The sequence below is a fragment of the Mycobacterium bohemicum DSM 44277 genome (assembly GCF_001053185.1).
GTDB classification, from domain to species: Bacteria; Actinomycetota; Actinomycetes; order Mycobacteriales; family Mycobacteriaceae; genus Mycobacterium; species Mycobacterium bohemicum.
This window is the reverse complement of the sequence record NZ_CSTD01000006.1, coordinates 38,455-58,128: the sequence shown is the minus strand read 5'-3', so window position 1 is coordinate 58,128 and position 19,674 is coordinate 38,455. Positions and strand designations below refer to the sequence as shown.

Sequence of the window (19,674 nt, the reverse complement as noted above, 5' to 3'; positions counted from 1 at the left end):
ACGCTGGCAAACAACGCTCAACTCATGATGATGCTTGCCGGGTTCGCCGCGCTGGCGATGGCGACGTGTGCGGGCTACTGCCTCGGTCGGCGGGCCGCCTCGACGGCGCCGCCGTGGAACAAGCGAACCAGCCGGATCGCGCTCGGCAGGCAGGCGACGAGCCTGCTCGCGATGCTGGCCGCCCGCGCAATCCGGCGCAAGCTGCGGCGGGAGCACATGCTTCCCGACGCCGCGCAATTGTTCGGACGCAATCTCGTTATGCCACTTGGGCTGCTGTGGGGCGGCGTGGCGCGGATGCGGTCCTGGTAGGCCCGACATGTCAACGCTGCAGGGCAAGGTCATGCTGGTGACCGGCGCGTCGTCGGGCCTCGGCGCGGAGACCGCCCGGTTGTTATCCCGACAGGGCGCAACAGTTTTCGGCATCGCCAGGGATGCCACGCGGCTGGCGGAGGTGTTCGCCGACGTGGAGCGCGGTTCCCACGCGCCGGTGGACGTCACCTCCGCGCAAGCCTGCGCGGACGCCGTCGAGCAGTGCGTCCGCGAGTTCGGCGGGCTGGACGCCCTCATCAACATCGCCGGGCGACACCAGATGCGCCGCACCGAGTCGATGACCGACGACGACTGGTCGGACGACCTCGCCGTCAATCTGAGCGGGCCGTTCTACCTGTGCCGGGCGGCGCTGCCCCACCTGCTGGTGCGTGGCGGCAACATCGTCAACGTCAGTTCCATCGCCGGCGTGGAAGGCCAGGCCTACTCGGCCGGCTACTGCGCGGCCAAGCACGGCTTGGTCGGCCTCACCCGCGCGCTGGCGGTGGAGTACACCGCGGATCGCCTGCGGGTCAACGCAATCTGCCCCGGCGGCATGCTGACGCCGCAAATCGAACACTTCAGCGCGCCGGACGACCCGAACTACGACCTGATCATGCGCACGGCCTCGCCGCGCGGCATGATGCAGCCCGCCGACGTCGCGAACGTGATCGCGTTCCTGGCCAGTGACGCCGCGGCCGCCGTCCACGGCGCCGTCTACCGGGTGGACAACGGCAAGGGCGCGGGCTGACAACGGCTCAGATCTTCAGGTAGCCCTTGTCCGCGGGTATCTGCGCGGCGGTCACCAACGAGGAGGCATCGCTGGCCAGCCACACGACGATGTCGGACACCAGTCCCGGGTCCGCGAGCGCGTCGGTGGGCAGCGCGCCGGGGGAGAAGCTGTGGACGTAGGTCTGATTGTCGGCGAACAGTTGCCACATCGAGGGGTCGTTGCCCATCGGGGTGTCGGTTCCGTAGGGGTGCACCGAGTTCACCCGAATCCCGTAGCCGCCGAGTTCCACCGCCAGCGAGTTCGTCAGCCCGACCACGCCGAACTTGCTGGCGCAGTAATGACCGCACCCCGGCACGGCTTTGACGCCGGCGGCCGAGCTGATCGTGATGATCGATCCGCCGTTGCCCGCCCGAATCATCGCGGGCACAGCGGCTTTGATGGTGTTCCACACCCCGGTGAGGTTGACGTCGAGGACGTCCTGCCATTGCTGCGCCGAGATCTCCCACAGGCGGCCCCAGTTGAGCACCCCGGCGTTGGCGACCACGACGTCGAGGCGGCCGAACTGGGTGATCGCCTCGTCGACGACGCGCTGTTGCCCCGCGGCGTCGCGGACGTCGACTTGATCGGCCAGCATCTTGCGGCCCTCGCTTTCGACCAGCGCGGTGGTTTCGGCAAGGTCCTCCGGAGTCGAGGCCGGGTACCCGTTGTGCGCCGCGACCGGGCCGCACGCGTCGATGGCCACGATGTCGGCCCCGGCCCGGGCCAGCCGGACGCAGTGCGAGCGGCCCTGTCCGCGTGCGGCGCCGGTGACGAAGGCGACGCGGCCGGCCAGCGGTGTGTCGTTGCTACTCATGCGATCTCGGCCTTTCTGTGGCGGGCCCGTTGTACAGCGCGGAGGACTTCGGGTTCTACCCGTGAACACACTAAAGAGATGCGCTCAACACGGTCAATGCTCCGTCGAGCGGGATCGGCCTGACACCGGGCGCCGCGACACATAAACCATGCACACGACACGCCGAAAAGGGTCGCAGCAGTTTATGTTTCGCGGGCGCCGGTCATCAACGCGCCGGCAGCGGACGGGCCCGTACCAGCGTCGGCCACCAGAACCATGGCCCCAGGATTCTCAGGATGCACGGCACCACGAACGAACGCACGATCAGCGTGTCGAGCAGCAGGCCGATGCACACCGTCGAACCCACCTGGCCGATCGTTCTCAGATCACTGGTGAGCATCGCCAGCATGGTGAAGGCGAACACCAGACCCGCGGACGTCACCACGCCACCGGTGCTGCCGAGCGCGCGGATCAGACCCGTGTGAATTCCGGCGTGCAACTCCTCTTTGACGCGCAGGATCAGCAGGAGGTTGTAGTCGGAACCCACCGCCACCAGGATGATGAACGTCAGCGGCAAGATCAGCCAGTACAGGGGCAGGCCGATGAGGTGCTGCCAGACCAGGATGGAGAGCCCGAACGCTCCGGCGTACGAGAAGGCCACGGTGCTGGGAATGACCAAGGCGGCCATCAGACTTCGGGTCAGGAACAACATGATCAAGAAGATCAGCACGAAGGCCGCGATCGCCACGATCAGCAGATCCGAGGCCGCGTATTCCTTGATGTCCTTGTTGGTCGACCCCGAGCCGCCGATATAGACTCTCGCGCCGGCCAGGGAGGTCTCTTTGAGCGCCGTGGTTATCGCTGTGGGGAACTGTTCGACGTGCTGCACGCCTTCCGGCCCATTGGCGTCGCCCTCGTGGGTGACGATCAACCGGGCAGCCTGGCCGTCCGGCGACATCAGGAGCTGCATACCGGTCTTCAGGTCCTCATTGTCGAAAGCCTCGTGCGGGATGTAAAAGTAGTCGTCGCTGCGGGACTGGTCGAAGTCGAGCCCCACATTGATCTGGTCGTCGAACGTCTGATTGGTCTGTGTGGTCTGCAAAGACGACTGGCCGTAGGTGCTGACGAGAAGATTGGCCAAAGCCTCCGAGTCGTCGGCCGTGAGCTGCAGTTGCGTGATGATTTGCGGCAAGGTCTTGTCGATGACCTCAAGGGACGTTACGGCGTCCTTGATATCGTCGGCCATCTTGTCGAGGCCGTCGATCGACTCGAACAGCGACCTGAATGCCCAGCACACCGGAATGTCGAAACAATGTCTCTCCCAATAGAAATAGCTGCGGATCGGCCGGAAGAAGTCTTCGAGGTTGGCCAGGTTGGACCGTAACTCGTCGGTGACCTGTTGCATGTCCTCCATCGTGAGGACCGTCTTGTGCATCTCGTCCGACATCGTCTGGAAGAAGCCAATCTCCTTGCGCAAGACCGCGACTGTGTGCTGCGTGATCTGAGCCTGCTGATCGGTATTGGCATTTTGCTGCTGGTTGAACGGGAGCTGTTGGCCGCTGCCGCTGCCTTGGGTGGTGAACAAGTAGGGAATCGTGGCATGTTCCAAAGCCCGGCCCATGGGTCTGGTGATGCTTTGCACCATCGCGACGCCGGGGAGACGCGTGAGGGCCTTGGCCGCCCGGTCCAATGAGATGAAGTCGGCCGAGTTACGCATGTCGTGATCCGTCTCGATCATGAGCATCTCGGAGAACAGTTTGCTCTTCGGGAAGTGCCGATCCGCCGCCGCGAAACCCAGATTGGCGGGCCCGGTGCGTGGCTGGTACTGCCGGTCATCGTAGTTCTGCCGGTAGGTCGGCACGAAGATTGCGCCGAACATGACGGCGGCGGCACTGGCCGCGAGGATGGGCACCGGCCACCGGACCACGCTCGTCCCGATGCGCCGATACAGATGCGCCTTGGCCTGGCTTTTCGGATCGAAAAGCCCGAAAAGGCTGCCCACTGTCAAGAAGGCCGGGCCGAGCGTCAGCGCCGCCGCGATGGTGAACAGCATGCTGATTGCCACAGCCGGCCCCATGGTGTGGAAGTAGTTGAGCCGCGCGAAAGTGAGGCAGTAACACGCCCCTGCGATGGTCAGCCCCGAGCCGAGGATGACCGGCGTGACGCTCTTGTATGCGGTGTAAAACGCCTCCTCCCTGCCTTCGCCGTCGTGTCGCGCCTCGTGATAGCGGCCCATCAGGAAGATGCCGTAATCGGTCCCCGCCCCCAGGGTCAGCGCGACCACGATGTTCACGGCGAACGACGACAGCTCGATGTACCCGAGATGCCCGAGGGTAGCGATGACCCCCTTCGCGACCAGCATCTCGAACAGCACTCCGGCCAAGGGCACAAACAGGGTGACGATGGAGCGGTACACCAGCAGCAACATCCCGATGATGAGGAAGATCGTCACGATCGTGATGTCATTCAAGCTTGAATTCGCAATGGCCACAGTGTCTTTGGCTAGCGGGGCCGCGCCGCTGACGTAGACCTTGAGCCCGGCCGGCGGCGTGTCCCGGGCGACGATGTCCCGGACGGCGGCAACGGACTCATTCGCCTGCATCTGGCCTATATCGCCCGCGAGACGCAACAGCACGTACGCGCACTTGCCGTCAAGGCTCTGCGCCCCCGCCGCGGTGATCGGCTTCCCCCACAGGTCCATGACGTACTGCACATGCTTGGGGTCCTGCTTGAACCGGCGCACCAAATCGTCGTAGTACTGATGGTCCACGTCGCCCAGCGGCCGGTTCGCTTCCAGCACGATCATGGCCAGGCTGGTCGAATTGGACTCGTGGAACTTCGCACCGATGGCCAGCAGCGACCGCTGCGACGGCGCGTAGTGCGGGACCACGGGACCCGCGAGTTCCTCTGCGACCCTCTCGACTTGGGGCATGAAGGTGTTCGTCGACACCGCGAGAAGGGCCCAGAAGACGATGATCGGTATCGCGAAGATGCGGACCATCCTGGGGACGAAGGGTCGTCTCGTCCGGTGCTCCGCGTGATGCTCGCTCATGCGGATTTCACCAGGCAGAAGACGTGCGCATCCTGGTGGGTATCCGACTGTTCGGCGCGGACAACGCCATCCACCAGCAATCGGCAGCCCACTTGACCGCCATGAACCTGCGCCGAGATGCTGCCGGACACCACGGTGAGCGTGGTCGTCTCCGTGTGCGACCACGGCAAGGTCGTCAGATTAACCTGGTGCGGATGCCCGTCGATGTCCACCCAGACGAGCAAGCCCCCCTGCCCGGCGGAGCCGAACAACTCGTACGTGAGCCGTTTGATGCTGAACTCCGGAGGTGCTGCCGGCTCATTGACGGTGACGACGGGCGGGGGGGCGGACAACTGGTGCACCTTCCACATGCCCACCGCCCCCACCCCGACCGCGACGACGGCGACCAACGGCATCCAGGCCCGCGCCAGGACGGTCCTGCCGACCGAACGAGGGCTCACTCGACCACCTCCCCGAAGCAGGTCCCAGACCTCGTGTTTTGCCTCATCGGCGTGCGGATAGTAGACGTTCCTGTACCCAATGGACATAGAGACTATCGGCAATGCGTCCAGAACGCGACCGCGACGCCCGGGGGGCGTGCCCAACTGCCGGCGATCGCACCAGGCGCCCCGGGCTCGTTCAGGACATCTTCCGCAGGCGCCGTTTCAACCTCGCGCTGCGCAGGATCTGAGTCGTCAAGTTCATGGAGGCGAGCATGGGAAAAACCCCGAGGAATGTCCGCTCGGAGGGTGTCGCACCATGCAAGTGGTAAAGGCTGCCGAAAATATAAAAGCAGCCCGCCATGAACAAAGTGCCGGGGATGCTGAACGTCATCAATGAGCTACGGTCTGCAAGGAGTTGCCTCGCATAATTCAGCTCCTCCTGCGACATTGGCTCGCGTTTGCGCACTTTGCGGGTGACCGCTTTCGCGCTGCCTATTTCGTCGCTGATGGGGGACGGCGTTCGGTCCCCGAGCCGCTTGACGTATACGGCGGCGAAGACGGCGAACACCAGCGCCAATGCCAGGGCCACGATGGTCAGCCAGCCGAACAGAATCGAATTGATCATCCCGGCCCTCGCTCCACAGTCGAACCAACCAAAGGCGTCGTGACGAACGCTACCCCAAACGGCCGACGGCTTCGCCCGACCGGCGATGCCACCGATCTACTGGGTGATGTGGAACGGGCCGACGCCGATCAGGTTGTCGCCGAACAGGCCGATGCCGAGGTCGTTGTTGCCGAAGTTGAGCAGGCCCTGGTCGTAGTTGCCGTGGTTGCCGATGCCCAGGAAGCCCAGGGGCCCGAGCGGGAAGCCGCTGTTGTGGGTGCCGACGTTGAAGGCGCCGACGTTGTCCATGCCGTTGTTGAAGAAGCCGAGATTGCCGAAATCGGTGAGGTTGTTGGGGTCGAACGTGAAGTTGGGGCTGACGTTGCCGATGCCGATGTTGATGTTGCCGGTGTTGAAGGCGCCGATGTTGTCCAGGCCGTTGTTGAAGAAGCCGAGGCCGCCGAAGGCGGAGATGTTGGTCGGGTCGAACGTGAAGTTGGGGCTGACATTCGCGATGCCGAAGTTCAGGGTGCCGGTGTTGCCGATGCCGAAGTTGGAGGTGCCGGTATTGAAGAAACCGACGTTGCCGCTGCCGACGTTGCCGTAGCCGTAGTTCTGCGCGGCCTGCGCGACCGCCGCGGTCGGGAGCGAATGCAGGGCCGACGTCAGCGCGCCGTCGCTGATGTGTAGTGGGCCGACGCCGATCAGGTTGTCGCCGAACAGGCCGATGCCGAGGTCGTTGTTGCCGAAGTTGAGCAGGCCCTGGTCGTAGTTGCCGTGGTTGCCGATGCCCAGGAAGCCCAGGGGTCCGAGCGGGAAGCCGCTGTTGTGGGTGCCGACGTTGAAGGCGCCGACGTTGTCCATGCCGTTGTTGAAGAAGCCGAGATTGCCGAAATCGGTGAGGTTGTTGGGGTCGAACTGGAAGTTCGGGCTGACGTTGCCGATGCCGATGTTGATGTTGCCGGTGTTGAAGGCGCCGATGTTGTCCAGGCCGCTGTTGAACAGGCCGAAGCCGCCGAACACGCTGATTTTGGTCGGATCGGGGACGGCGAAGTTGGGGCTGAGGTTGCCGAGTCCGAAGTTGAGGGTGCCGGTATTGAACGCGCCGAAGTTGTACTCGCCGGTATTGAAGAAACCGACGTTGCCGCTGCCGACGTTGCCGTACCCGTAGTTCGCCGAATTCTCCACCGCCGCTGCCGCTTGCGCGAGACTTTGTAACGGTGAGGCGTTGGCGGACTCGGCGGCCGCGTACGCTTCTGCGGCGCCACTCATGGCCTGCACGAACTGGGCGTGAAACGCGGCGGCCTGCGCGCTCAATTCCTGATAGGCCTCCGCGTGTTCGGAGAACAGTGTCTGCACGGCCGCCGAGACTTCGTCGGCCCCGGCCGCGACGATCGTGGTGGTCGGGGCCGCCGCGGCACTGGTGGCCGCACTGATCGCGGAGCCGATACCGGTTAATTGCGATGCCGCAGACTGCAGAAATGGCGGCAAGGTCACGAGTGTTGACATATTAAACCTCCGGTATTGACTATGCGATCCGGCGGCGGACCAAATCGGCGTTTAATCGCATAACGATAACGCCGCCGAACGTCCGTCGCGGCCCGTTTCGACTGGGTATTCGTTAGGCGTTCGCCATGCGGGAGCTGTGAACGAATCCTTCCCACCCCGCCATTACGCGTATTGGCGCGGATCGGGCTCAAGCCATCTTGCGAATGCGCCTCTTCAGCCTGGCGCTGTTGAGGAATCGAAGCGAGAAGTTGGTGGCTGCCTATCTCTTCGCTGATCGGAAGCGGCGTTCGGTCCCCGAGATTTTTCACATACACCGTAGCGACGGTGGCAAACACCCATCGCACGCTTCCCCGAAGGTATCGGCGCCGGGTGCCGGCCAGTCAACGGCGGAAGACGAGCCACCTCATCCCGCAGTACATGTAAACCGCTTCACTGCAGCCAGCCACCAGGCGCGCGAGCTGATACTGCACTCCACTGGCCGCCAACACACTGCACACACCGAGGACGAAAATCAGGTAGTTGACGACGACCACCACCACGTACACCGAGACCTGCGGCCCGACGGGGGCGTGGGATCGGAAGTTCAAGGTGCGGTTGAGCGCGTAGCTCAGGGCGAAGGCGGTGCCGTATGCGATCGTCACGGAGATCGGCACCGGAAGCCCCAGGCCGCTGTGCAGGCACGTGAGGATCGCCAGATCGAGCACAAAGGTGAATCCGTTGATCAGGCAGAAACCGAGAAACGTCGGCGCGACGATCGAGTAGAGCCCGAACGGAAGCCGGCCGACGCAGGCATTGCACAGATCGTGAAATCGGTCGACCGGCCGTGACCGCCCGACCCGGGACGGGCCTTGCACACCCGTACAGTCGCACGACCAGGTATCGACCGGGTGATCAACAGGCCAACTCCCCGCGCGAGAGACGTTGTCGCGTCTGAGCTTTGCGCCGCTGGGTAGCTTCGCAGCTACCTTCGGATGTCGGTGGCTGGAGAGAAAAGGACCAGGTCATGTCGCGTTCATTGCCCGGCGTTAACCGCACGGACGAGGTGCAGTCGAAGTGCGTTGTCCGAGGCGTCAACTCGAGGGAGACCGACTGGGCATCTGAGGCGCTGTGCCAGCCGGCTTTCGGCTTTGTGGAGTTCAGATCTTCACGGTCAGCGGCCAGACGTTCCAGATCTCGTCGCAGTACTCGGCGATGGCGCGATCCGACGAGAATTTGCCGCTGCGCGCGGCGTTCAGGATCGACATCTTGGTCCACAACTCGCTGTCCTGCCACGCCGCGCTGACCTGCTCCTGGCAGTTGATGTAGGACGCGTAGTCCGCGCACACCAGGAACGGGTCGTCGTAACGGAGGTTGTCGACCAGCGGCCGGAACACCTCGGTGTCGCCGCGCGAAAATGTCCCGCCCGCAATCGATTCCAGCGTTGTGCGCAGCTCTTCGTTTGCGTCGATCCAGTCGGCCGGGCAGTATCCGTGTGCCTTGACCGCCACGACCTCCTGCTCGGTGAGGCCGAACAGAAAGAAGTTCTGCGGTCCCACCTCTTCGCGGATCTCGACATTCGCACCGTCGAGCGTGCCGATGGTCAGGGCGCCGTTGATCATGAACTTCATGTTGCCGGTGCCCGACGCCTCCTTGCCGGCGGTGGAGATCTGTTCGGACAGGTCGGCCGCCGGGTACACCATCTGCCCGTTCTGCACGTTGAAGTTCGGCAGGAACACCACCTTGAGGAACCGGTTGACGTCCGGGTCGGCGTTCACGGTCTCCCCGACCGCGCAGATGAGCTTGATGATCCGCTTGGCCATGAAGTAGCCGGGGGCGGCCTTGCCGCCGAAGATGAACGCCCGCGGCGGAATCGACAGGCTGCGATCGCGCTTGAGCCGGTGGTAGAGCGCGACGATGTGCAGGACGTTGAGGTGCTGGCGTTTGTACTCGTGGATGCGCTTGACCTGGACGTCGAACATCCAGTCCGGGTCCAGGTCGACACCCGTCACCGAGCGGACGTATTCGGCGAGGCGCGCCTTGTTGCCGCGCTTCATGTCGCGCCACTGCTGGCGGAAGGACGCGTCGTCGGCGAACGGCTCCAGGCCGCGCAGGCGTCCGAGATCGGTCAGCCAGCCCTCCCCGACGGTGCGGTCCAGCAGATCGCGCAGGCCGGGATTGGCCAGCGCGAGGAAGCGGCGAGGCGTCACGCCGTTGGTCTTGTTGCTGAACCGCTCCGGCCACATCTCGTAAAAGTCCTTCAGCACACTGGTTTTCAGGAGCTCGGAGTGCAGCGCGGCGACGCCGTTGACGGCGTGGCTGCCGACGGTCGCAAGGTGCGCCATCCGGACGTTCTTGTTGCCGTCCTCGCCGATGATGGACATGCGCCGGAGCCGGTCGCCGTCGCCGGGGAAGCGGGCGTGCACCTCGTCGAGGAACCGGTGGTTGATCTCGTAGATGAGCTGAAGGTGGCGCGGCAGCGACTCGGCGAACATCTCCAGCGGCCACGTCTCCAGCGCCTCCGGCAGCAGAGTGTGGTTGGTGTAGGAGAACGTTTCGACGGTGATGTCCCACGCCTCGTCCCAGTCCAGGTGGCGCTCGTCGATCAGCAACCGCATGAGTTCGGCGACCGCGATTGATGGGTGGGTGTCGTTCAGCTGGACGGCGAAGCGTTGCGGGAGTTCGCGGACCGAGGCGTCGGCCAGGTCGTCGACGATGTGCAGCATGTGCTGCAGCGAGCAGGACACGAAGAAGTATTGCTGGAGCAGGCGCAGGCGCTTACCGGCCTCGGGCTCGTCGTTGGGGTAGAGCACCTTGGTGACGGTTTCGGACGTGACCTCGTCCTCGACCGCCTTGTAGTAATCGCCGATGTTGAAGGCCTCCACGGCGAAGGACTCGACGGCCCGTGCGCTCCACAGCGTCAGAACGTTGCACGTGTTGACCCCGTAGCCCTGGATGGGCGTGTCGTAGGCGACGCCTTTCAGCAACCGGCCCGGCACCCAGCGCACGCGGTCGTCGCCGCCGTCATCGGTGTAGTGCTCGGCGTAACCGCCCCACTTCACGAGGTAACTGACATCGGGTTTGGCTATCTCCCAGGGGTTTCCCTTACCGAGCCAGTTGTCGGTCTTCTCCACCTGCCAGCCGTCGCGGATCTCCTGGTTGAAGATGCCGAATTCGTAGCGGATGCCGTAACCGATCGCGGGGCGCTCCAGGGTGGCCAGCGAGTCCAGGTAACACGCGGCCAGCCTGCCGAGGCCGCCGTTGCCCAGCCCCGGTTCCTCCTCGCAAGCCAAGACCTCGTCGAAATCCTGGCCCATGGCCGCCAGCGCTTCCCGCGCCGCCCGCTCCATGCGCAGGTTCAGCAGATTGTTGCCCAGCTGCGGGCCCATCAGGAACTCGGCCGACAGGTAGCAGGTCACCTTGCGGCCGAGGTCGAGTGACGTCTGCGTCGATGCCACCCGGCGGTCCTGCATGCGATCGCGCACGGCCAGGGCGAGTGCCCGGTAGTAGTGCTCCGGCCGAAGCGCGGCGGCCGGACGGCCGACCGAGTAGCGCAGATGGTCGGTGATGGCCCGCTGCAGCGCGGCCGCGCCCATCCCGGTGCGTGAATGCTCGACCCCAGCGGCGGGCGCTGCGTTGCCGGAACTCGTTCCGTCGGAGGGTGTCAGGTCGACATCGGTCATCGCGAGTCCTACTTCCTCCGAAGCCACGCCGGCCGCGGCAGGCCGTCAGTTTTGCAGCGGAATTTGCACACCAGGCGCGGATTTGACGTCCACGACGTGAACGCCAGCCCACCTGCCGGCGACGAGGCGGCGTTGCAGTGTCCGCGACCACCGGTCTACGACAACAAGGCGCAGCGGATCGAACGGCTGGTGCAGCGGTTGGGATGGCAATGATTCAACCTGTGCGCCCTTGCGCGGGGAGGAAATGGCGGCTAGGCGGTCACCGTCATCTCGTCGTCCCCGGTGGCCCAGGAGCGCACGAAAACGTCCATCGGGACCTGTTCGTCCCGGCCGTCTTCGATACCGCTGTCATTGAGGTGCACCACGGCGGCCGCGGCGTCGACGCCCGTGACCACCACGGCGTGGTTGGACGCGGGCCGTCCGTCCGGGGTGGTGTCTTCGACGGGCTCGCGCCAGATGAGCTCGGCGTTGACCGCGACGATGACCTTGCGCCCGCGGGCCAGGTACCGTTCGAGCGCACTCACGCCCGTGGCGGCGCCGGTCTTCGAGGCTTTCTGGTCGTCGGTGTCCACCGCGTGGATGCCGTAGTGCGCGAGGAGCGCCGGTTCGTCCCCGAACGCGGTCCCGCTGCCCGGCTTGCGCTTCGTCGGCTTGGTGTAGATGGGCCCGGGGTGGACCGTGCTCGGGGTCGCCTGGGCCAGCTTGACGATGGACTGCTCGGACGGCCGCCGGCCGGTCAGTTCGCCGACCACATCGGCGACCGCCATTTCCACGCAGTCGTCGTCGTATTGCTGGTATCGCCAGAACGGGGCGGCCGCCGCGGGGTCGCCGTAGAGAATGCCCTCACCGGTCGGCCGGTCGGGGGACGCGTGCGCGGTGCCCGTCGTCAAGCCCGCCATCGACGCACAGGCCAGCGCGGCCGCACCGACGATGCGGGCGATGATCATGCGGTGTTCCCTCCGGGAGCCTTTCGGGGCCTTTAGGCCCTGTGAAATGGCTATCTCGGAATGGGGCGTCCGCGTTACCTAGTGGGCGCCGGAGAGATTCAGGGTGACGACCCCGGCGATGATGAGCACGATGCCGGCGACCTTGGTCACCGAGATCGGCGAGCCGAGGAAGAGCACGGCGATCGCCACGATCGCGGCCGTCCCGATGGCCGACCACAACGCGTAGGCGACGTCGGTCTGCATGCCCCGCGAGATCGACACCGCGAGAAGAGCGAACGAGACCGCGTAACCGATCAGGCAGATCACGGTCGGCCAGAGGCGGGTGAACCCCTCGGTGCTCTTGAGCAGGCTGGTCGCCGCGACCTCGGCGAAAATCGCGCACAACAGCAAGAGATAGGTCACGAGCGTCTCCTTCACCTGGCCGTCCATCCAGCGTGGCACCCATGTCCCCTCCGGTGCAGCCGCTGCGATTCGACGTGAGCGACGTGGTGGGGGAGGACGCCGCCCTGGCGGGAACGTACTACGCGCCCTGAAACGACATCGCCGCCGCGCCGATCGCCTGTTTGCCCGCCTCACAGCGACAGCGCGCGTGCGGCCGGTGGATAGTCGCTATGAGGTGGGCAAAAAGCCTTGTTCCCCCGGCCGCGTGACCGCTGAGTCGGGATGTGACTCGGCGGCCCGCATAACGCATCGCCCAGCGGGTAGCCCGCACCGCATGACCAAGATCGGATACTTCCTGTCCTGCGAGCAATACGACCCGAAAGAACTGATCGACCAGGCCAAGCGTGCGGAGGCGGCCGGGTTCGACGCGCTGTGGATCTCCGACCACTTTCATCCCTGGAACGACGAGCAGGGCCAGAGCCCGTTCGTATGGGGCGTCATCGGCGCGTTGTCGGAGGCGACGTCGCTCCCGGTCAGCACGGCCGTCACCTGCCCGACCATCCGGACCCACCCGGCGATCATCGCCCAGGCGTCGGCCACCGCCGCCGTGCAGCTCGACGGCCGGTTCGTGCTGGGCGTCGGCAGCGGCGAGGCACTCAACGAACACATTCTGGGCGACCGCTGGCCGTCGGTCGGCGTGCGCCAGGAGATGCTCGAGGAGGCGGTCGAGGTCATCCGGTTGCTGCACCGCGACCACGAGGTGAGCCACCACGGCAAGTACTACGAGGTGCAGGAGGCCCGGATCTACACGCGGCCCGAGCAGCCGGTGCCGATCTACGTCTCCGGGTTCGGACCGCAGGGCGCGGAGCTGGCCGGCCGCATCGGCGACGGCTACGTGCTGGTGATGCCCGAACCCGACCTGGTGAAGACGTTCCGGGAGTCCGGCGGCGGCGACAAGCCCGTCCAGGCCGGCGCCAAGGTCAGCTGGGACGAAGACGCCGACACGGCGCTCGAGATCGCGCACCGGTTGTGGGGTAACGACGCGCTGCCCGGGCAGTCCGCGCAGACCCTGCCGCGGCCGAAGGACTTCGCCGCGCTGATGTCACTCGTCACGCCGGACCAGGTCGCCGAGGCCGTCACCTGCGGCGCGGACCCGGACACGCACGTCGCGAGGGTGCGCGAATACCTCGACGCCGACATCGACGAGGTGTACGTGCAGCAGATCGGCCCGGACAAGGACGGCTTCTTCGCGGCCTACGAGCGCGACGTGCTGCCGCAGCTTCGCTGATCAGTCGAAATTGGTTGCGCCCGTAAGCTGTTCCCACCTCGCGATCTCCGCGGCGCGGGCTTCGGCGACGTACCGATAGATCGCCAGGGCGTCGGGTCCGAGCAGCAGGAAGCTGGGCGGCTCGGGTGCGTTCACGGCGGTGATGATCGCGGCGGCGGCCTTGGCGGGGTCGCCGGCCTGCGTTCCGTGCATCGTGTCGTTCTCCTTGCGGCGCCGCCCGGCGGTGTCCGCGTAGTCGTCGATGACGGTCGCCGACTGGATGAGGGAGCGTCCGGCGAAGTCGGTGCGGAAAGCGCCCGGCTCCACCACCGTCACCGAAATGCCCAGTGGCGCAAGCTCACCGCGTAAGGCGCCGCTCATTGCCTCCATGGCGGCCTTGGCCGCGGCGTAGTAGCCGGATCCCACCGGATTGATCTGCGCCCCGATCGAGGAGATGTTGACGATCGCGCCGCTGCGGCGCGCGCGCATGCCGGGCAGCACCGCCTTGATCATCGCGACGGCGCCGAAGAAGTGCGTGTCGAACAGGGCGCGGACCTCGGCGTCGTCGCCCTCTTCGACGGCCGCGCGATACCCGTAGCCGGCGTTGTTGACCAGCACGTCCACGCCGCCGAACCGCTCCTCGGCCCGTCGCACGACCGCGGCGACCTGTGCGGGATGGGTGACGTCCAGGCCGGCGGCCAGGGCCCGGTCCGGCGCGCGATCGGCCAGGTCGGCCACCTTGGCGACGTCGCGCGCGGTGACGACGGCGTTGTCGCCGGCGCCGAGGACGGCTTCGGCCAGGGCCCGCCCCAGCCCGGTGGAACATCCGGTGATCAGCCAGGTGGACATCGGGGTGTCTCCTTTTCCTTGGCGTCGATCGCAGACGCGGCGGGTCGTCGTCAACTATGGTCACACTCAGCATGCACAGCCACTGGTGAAGGGATCAGGCTATTGAGGACGCTCGAAGGCGTTCTGGTCCGGCACCCGTTTTTCGCCGGGATGGACCCGCGCTTTTTGCAGTCGGCGGTCGGGTGCGCGGCGAACGTGCGCTTCGCCGCGGGCGAGTTGATCGTCCGCGAGGGCCAGCCGGCCGATCACTTCTACCTCATCCGCGCGGGCAGGATCGCGCTGGAGACCCCGTTCCTGGGCCGCGGCGGACTGACGGTGCAGACGCTGGGCGACGGGGACATCCTCGGCTGGTCGTGGCTGGTGCCGCCGTACAACTGGCGGTTCGACGCCCGGGCCATCGAGACGACGCGCGCCATCGGCTTCGACGGCAAGTGCCTGCGGGGCAAGTGCGAACGCGACCACGAATTCGGCTACGAGATGCAGAAGCGGGTCATCGCGGTGCTGGGGGAGTACCTCGACGCGACCAGGTTCCGGCTGTTGGACGTCTACGCCGACGCGATCGATTAGGTCCGCGGCCGACACCGCTCCGCCAGAACGGGCTCAGGCCCCGAACGCCGGGCCGTCGAAGCGCTCGCGGGTGACGAACTCGGCGACCGGCCGGCGCCGGAGCTTTCTCAGCTGTCGCACCGGCTTGCCGAGGGGCACGACCGCCGCCACCGCGTGCCCGTCGGGAATCCCGACCAGCTCGCGGACCCGATCCTCCGCGGCGATGGCCATCGTGGTGATGGTGCCGCCGAAGCCCTCGTTGCGCGCTCCCAGCAGCACGTTCCACACCAGCGGATAGACCGAGGCGCCGCCCGCGATCCCGACGCGCCCCAGGTCCTGATCGAGGGCGGCGACCACGCCCAGGTCGACCGAAAAGACCAGCACCACTTGGGCGTTGGCGATCGGCGCGACGAACGTGTCGGGAATTTCGGTTTGGTCGATGACGTCGCGCGACACACCGCTGGGTTGCACTGAGTTCCACGGGTTTTCGCCCGCCTGCAGCTGGGCGAAGTAGCGCCGGGCGGCGGGCGCGCCGAGTTCGGCGAGCCCGCGGCGGACCCCGGGATCGCGGACCACCGTGACGTGGGCGCCCTGCCGGTTGCCGCCGCTGGGCGCGAACCGGGCGTTGTCCAGGATGCGCGCCAGCACGTCGTCGGGCAGCGGGTCGTCGGTGAACTCGCGCGCCGCGAAGGTGGTTCGCATCACCTCGTAGAGATCCATGGCCGTCTCACCCGTGCGCCGACGCGCACCGCTCCAGGCGGAAGGTGCGCCGGAAGCCGGCCGGCTGGGTGGTCAGGGTCACCTCGACCGCACCGCCGGGCGCGATGACGTAGCGCTCCTCCACGTCGGGTCCGTCCCCGCCCTTCCAACGGCCGACCGGCTGGCGCCCGAGGTCGTCGCGGTCGTGCAGGGCCGGGTCGAACGGGAAGAGCACCGGATCGTACGGCGTCACGTCCCCGTCGGGGCGGCCGTTGACCAGCCGGCTGCACTCCACGAACCGGAAGTGCCCGATGTTGTGCGCCGCCCGGTAGTTACGCTTGACCACCAGCGGCGTGCGTCCGTCGGCGGGCAGCGAAACGTCCTTGCACACGATCGGGTCGAAGACGACGTCCGCGCCGGCCTGCGCCTCGCGGAAAACCCCGAAATTGCGCGAAAAGCGTTCGGAGAGAGCGAAACCGGCCTCCCGGTCGAGGAAGACGGCCAGGCCGATCGCGGTGGCCGCGAACGGGTGCGGGGAGCGTTTGACCCGTTTGTCGCCGAAGGCGGCGCGCAGCATCCGGGACACCAGCGGGAAGCTGCCGGCCCCACCCACCACGTAGATGCCGGCGACCTCCGACCACGCCAGGTCCCTGCCGCCCGGGGCGGGGCTGTGCAGGACGCGCTCGAGCAACGCCATGGTCCGCTCGACCAGTGGCGCGCAGACCGCGTAGACGTCGTCGACGGGGCAGGAGAACGGCGGCCGGTCCACCCCGTCGACGCCGGTGAGATCGGCCAGGAAGCGGCGCGTCTGCGGCCCGATCGCCTCCTTGCGGGCGGCGCACTCCTCCCGCAGCGCCTCGCGCGCCGCGAGGTCCAGCCCGTCCAGCTTCGACCGCGTGACGACGAGGTTCAGGATCGCCTCGTCGAAGTCGTCGCCGCCGAGGCGCTGGATGCCCTCGCTGATCACCACCTCGTTCGCCTGCCCGGTCATCTTGAGCAGCGACGCGTCGAACGTGCCGCCGCCCAGGTCGTAGATGAGCACGTACTCGCGTTTGGCGGTGATGGTGGAGCGGTAGCGGTGCGCGTATTCCAGGCTGGCGGCCGACGGCTCGTTCAGCAGGGCGGCGACCTGAAAGCCCGCGCCGACGAAGGCGTCCAGCGTCAGCAGCCGCTGGGCGCTGGAGGCGTTGGCGGGCACGCTGATCGCCGCCTCGATGGGCTCGCCGGGCGCGATGCCGGCGTTGGAGCGACGCTCGAGGTCGATCCTCAGCTGGGCCAGAAACCCCGTCAGCAGGTCGGCCAGCCGATGGTCACGGCCGGCCAGGCGCACCGTCGACTGCGGCCCCGCCTCGTTGAGCAGGCGCTTGAACGACCGCAGCACCGACCACCCGGGCCGGTTGCGCACGGCGACCGCGTCGGGGCCGAAGCGCAGTTCCCCCTCGGCGCCGGCGGCGATGACCGACGGCCACGCGTCGAGGCCGTCGAACGACAGGACCGGGTAGTTGCCGCGATCGACGGCCGCTACGACGGTGTGGGTGGTGCCGAAGTCGATACCGACTCTCATCGCGCAATCTTAGGACCGCGTCCCGGAGTCGGTCACGACCTTTGTGCCCGGCGCGTCCCAGCGTCGTTGCACCTGCCGCTCGGCGGCGGTGGCGATCAGGCCCGACGGCGCGAACCGCTTCGAGGGCACCGGCTCCACCTCGGTCAACGGCCGCCCGGCCCCACCAATGGCCTTGAGCGCCACCACGACTCCCGCGGCCACCACGACGACGACCACCAGCGCGAACAGAATCGACAAGGTGCCCTGGATGAAGGTGTTGCGGATGACCTCGTCGATCTGGTGCGCGTTCTTCGCCGAGCCGAACGCCTGCCTGCCGGCATTGCGCGCCGCCACGTACAGCGAGTGCTGGGTCCAGTAGCCGACGGCCGGGTCCGAAGAGAAGATCTTCTGCCACGACGCGGTCAGCGTGACCGCCAGGTCCCACAGCAGGGGAAGGCCGGGAATCCAGGCCCACCGCAGCAGCCCCTTCTTGATGACCACCACGGTGACGACGGTCAGCGCGATGCCGGCAAGCAGCTGGTTGGCGATGCCGAACAGCGGAAACAGCGTGTTGATGCCGCCGAGCGGGTCGGTCACGCCCATCAGCAGGGTGCCGCCCCACGCGGTGACCACGGCCAGGCTGCACATCCACACGCCGGGCCGCCAGCTCGGGTTGCGCAGCCGCACCAGCGGGCCGCCGAGGTTACCCAGCGCGTCGGAGAGCATGAAGCGGTTGACCCGGGTCCCGGCGTCGACGGTGGTGAGGATGAACAGCGCCTCGAACATGATCGCGAAGTGATACCAGAACGCCTTGAACCCGGCGCCGCCGAACACCCGCAGCACCTCCGACATGCCGAACGCCAGGGTGGGCGCGCCGCCGGTGCGCGACACGATGGACTTCTCGCCGACGCTGCGGGCGGCCTGCCCGATCCGGTCGGCGGTCGTCGGCGCGCCGGACAGGCCGAGGGAGTTGACGTAGTGCGCGGCGCTCGCCGCCGTGCCGCCGGTCTGCGCGCTCGGGGCGTTGAGGGCGAAGTACAGGTGCTGGTTGATGATCGACGCGGTGATCAGCGCCATCACGGCCACGAACGACTCTGTGAGCATGCCGCCGTAGCCGATCAGCCGCATCTGGCCTTCCTTCTCCAGCAGCTTCGGCGTGGTCCCCGACGAGATCAGCGAGTGGAAGCCGGACAGCGCGCCGCAGGCGATCGTGATGAACAGGAACGGGAACAGCGAGCCGGCGAACACCGGGCCGTTGCCCCTGGTGGCGAACTGCGAGATCGCGGGGGCCTGCATCTCCGGGCGCGCGATGCAGATGCCGACCGCGATCAGCCCGACCGAGCCGACCTTCATGAACGTCGAGAGGTAGTCGCGCGGAGCGAGCAGCAACCACACCGGCAGCACCGACGCGGCGAAACCGTAGGCGATGAGGCACCAGCACAGCGTCACCGGCGACAGAGTGAACCACGCTGCACCCCAAGATGTTTGGGCGACCCAGTTGCCGGAGGCCACCGCTGCCAGCAGCAGCGCGACGCCGATCACCGACACCTCCGACACCCGCCCGGGCCGCAGGAACCGCAAGTAGCAGCCCATGAACAGGGCGATGGGGATGGTCATGGCGATGGAGAACACGCCCCACGGGCTCTCGGCCAGCGCCTTGACGACAATGAGCGCCAGCACCGCGATCAGGATCACCATGATGACCAGCGCCCCGATCAGGGCCGCGGCCCCTCCGGCGGCACCCAGCTCGTCGCGCGCCATCTGGCCCAGCGAACGGCCGCGGCGCCGGGTCGAGATCCACAACACCAGGTAGTCCTGCACGCACCCGCCGAACACCGCCCCGAGGACGATCCAGATGCTGCCCGGCAGGTAGCCCATCTGGGTGGCCAGGACCGGGCCGACGAGCGGACCCGCCCCGGCGATGGCGGCGAAATGATGGCCGAACAGCACGCGCCGGTCGGTCGGCACGTAGTCGGTGCCGTCGTCGAGAACCTCGGCCGGACAGGCGTGGTCGTCGCGCGGGCGGACGATGTTGTGCTCCACCAGGCGGGCGTAGAACCGGTAGCCGATGACGTAGGTGCAGATCGCCGCGACCACGAACCAGACGGCGTTCACCGTCTCGTGGCGGGCCGACGCGATGACGGCCCAGGCGAGCGCGCCGATCACGGCGATGACGGCGAACACGACCTTGTGCCGGGTGGTGATGGGGGAGCGGTCGATGATGGCGACGGGCGGCAGGTTGTCGTCGGTGTGGACGTAACTGACGTGACTGTCGTGGGTCGCGGTCACCGCATCTCCTCTTCGTCGAGCGCGAGTGTGAATCTA

17 protein-coding genes are annotated in these 19,674 nt (G+C 66.8%); 4 read left to right on the top strand and 13 right to left on the bottom strand.

The window, feature by feature from the left end:
- The first annotated feature begins 24 nt into the window (after positions 1-24).
- Together BN971_RS22045 and BN971_RS22040 are read left to right on the top strand one after the other, a co-directional pair.
- Positions 25-309: a hypothetical protein gene (locus BN971_RS22045; RefSeq protein WP_085180624.1), complete on the top strand. Its 285-nt coding sequence runs from the start codon at positions 25-27 to the stop codon at positions 307-309.
- A 7-nt stretch (positions 310-316) separates the two neighbouring features.
- Positions 317-1,057: an SDR family NAD(P)-dependent oxidoreductase gene (locus tag BN971_RS22040; protein ID WP_085180625.1), complete on the top strand. Its 741-nt coding sequence runs from the start codon at positions 317-319 to the stop codon at positions 1,055-1,057.
- A gap of 7 nt (positions 1,058-1,064) precedes the next feature.
- Here the strand turns inward: BN971_RS22040 and BN971_RS22035 are convergent, their stop codons facing one another.
- The 9 genes from BN971_RS22035 to BN971_RS21995 form a co-directional block, all read right to left on the bottom strand.
- Positions 1,065-1,892 (bottom strand): mycofactocin-coupled SDR family oxidoreductase, encoded by an 828-nt coding sequence (locus BN971_RS22035; protein ID WP_085180626.1) that lies wholly within the window; start codon positions 1,890-1,892, stop codon positions 1,065-1,067.
- A gap of 205 nt (positions 1,893-2,097) precedes the next feature.
- Positions 2,098-4,923, bottom strand: coding sequence for an MMPL/RND family transporter (locus BN971_RS22030; RefSeq protein ID WP_085180627.1), 2,826 nt, complete (start codon positions 4,921-4,923; stop codon positions 2,098-2,100).
- Complete coding sequence (locus BN971_RS22025; RefSeq protein ID WP_085180628.1) at positions 4,920-5,318, bottom strand: MmpS family transport accessory protein; 399 nt, start codon at positions 5,316-5,318, stop codon at positions 4,920-4,922. Before BN971_RS22025 ends, BN971_RS22030 begins: the two co-directional genes overlap by 4 nt.
- 223 nt (positions 5,319-5,541) lie before the next feature.
- On the bottom strand, positions 5,542-5,970 hold the full coding sequence (locus BN971_RS22020) for a hypothetical protein (RefSeq protein WP_090350584.1): 429 nt from the start codon (positions 5,968-5,970) through the stop codon (positions 5,542-5,544).
- Between the two features lie 96 nt (positions 5,971-6,066).
- Positions 6,067-7,458 (bottom strand): PE family protein, encoded by a 1,392-nt coding sequence (locus BN971_RS22015; protein WP_085180629.1) that lies wholly within the window; start codon positions 7,456-7,458, stop codon positions 6,067-6,069.
- Positions 7,459-7,838: 380 nt separating this feature from the next.
- A complete protein-coding gene (locus BN971_RS22010; protein WP_085180630.1) occupies positions 7,839-8,312 on the bottom strand; it encodes a GtrA family protein in 474 nt (157 codons plus the stop codon).
- Between the two features lie 282 nt (positions 8,313-8,594).
- Entirely contained in the window at positions 8,595-11,030 is a 2,436-nt protein-coding gene (locus BN971_RS22005) for a glycogen/starch/alpha-glucan phosphorylase (RefSeq protein ID WP_245836702.1), read from the bottom strand.
- A 338-nt stretch (positions 11,031-11,368) separates the two neighbouring features.
- Entirely contained in the window at positions 11,369-12,064 is a 696-nt protein-coding gene (locus tag BN971_RS22000) for a C39 family peptidase (protein WP_085180632.1), read from the bottom strand.
- Between the two features lie 78 nt (positions 12,065-12,142).
- Positions 12,143-12,466: a DMT family transporter gene (locus BN971_RS21995; RefSeq protein WP_085180856.1), complete on the bottom strand. Its 324-nt coding sequence runs from the start codon at positions 12,464-12,466 to the stop codon at positions 12,143-12,145.
- A gap of 313 nt (positions 12,467-12,779) precedes the next feature.
- Here BN971_RS21995 and BN971_RS21990 point away from each other — a divergent pair, with 313 nt between their 5' ends.
- Positions 12,780-13,733, top strand: coding sequence for an LLM class F420-dependent oxidoreductase (locus BN971_RS21990; RefSeq protein WP_085180633.1), 954 nt, complete (start codon positions 12,780-12,782; stop codon positions 13,731-13,733).
- On the opposite strand, the gene BN971_RS21985 is transcribed toward BN971_RS21990, so the two are convergent.
- Positions 13,734-14,561 (bottom strand): oxidoreductase, encoded by an 828-nt coding sequence (locus BN971_RS21985; protein ID WP_085180634.1) that lies wholly within the window; start codon positions 14,559-14,561, stop codon positions 13,734-13,736.
- Between the two features lie 102 nt (positions 14,562-14,663).
- Here BN971_RS21985 and BN971_RS21980 point away from each other — a divergent pair, with 102 nt between their 5' ends.
- On the top strand, positions 14,664-15,128 hold the full coding sequence (locus BN971_RS21980) for a cyclic nucleotide-binding domain-containing protein (protein ID WP_085180635.1): 465 nt from the start codon (positions 14,664-14,666) through the stop codon (positions 15,126-15,128).
- Positions 15,129-15,161: 33 nt separating this feature from the next.
- On the opposite strand, the gene BN971_RS21975 is transcribed toward BN971_RS21980, so the two are convergent.
- Genes BN971_RS21975 through BN971_RS21965 form a run of 3 tightly spaced genes read right to left on the bottom strand, consistent with a single transcriptional unit; the run spans position 15,162 to position 19,638 of the window.
- The gene (locus BN971_RS21975) at positions 15,162-15,827 is read right to left on the bottom strand and encodes a nitroreductase family protein (RefSeq protein WP_085180636.1); all 666 of its coding nucleotides are present in this window, start codon (positions 15,825-15,827) and stop codon (positions 15,162-15,164) included.
- A gap of 7 nt (positions 15,828-15,834) precedes the next feature.
- Positions 15,835-17,370 (bottom strand): Hsp70 family protein, encoded by a 1,536-nt coding sequence (locus BN971_RS21970; RefSeq protein WP_085180637.1) that lies wholly within the window; start codon positions 17,368-17,370, stop codon positions 15,835-15,837.
- Between the two features lie 9 nt (positions 17,371-17,379).
- On the bottom strand, positions 17,380-19,638 hold the full coding sequence (locus tag BN971_RS21965; protein ID WP_090350583.1) for a carbon starvation CstA family protein: 2,259 nt from the start codon (positions 19,636-19,638) through the stop codon (positions 17,380-17,382).
- Positions 19,639-19,674 lie beyond the last annotated feature (36 nt).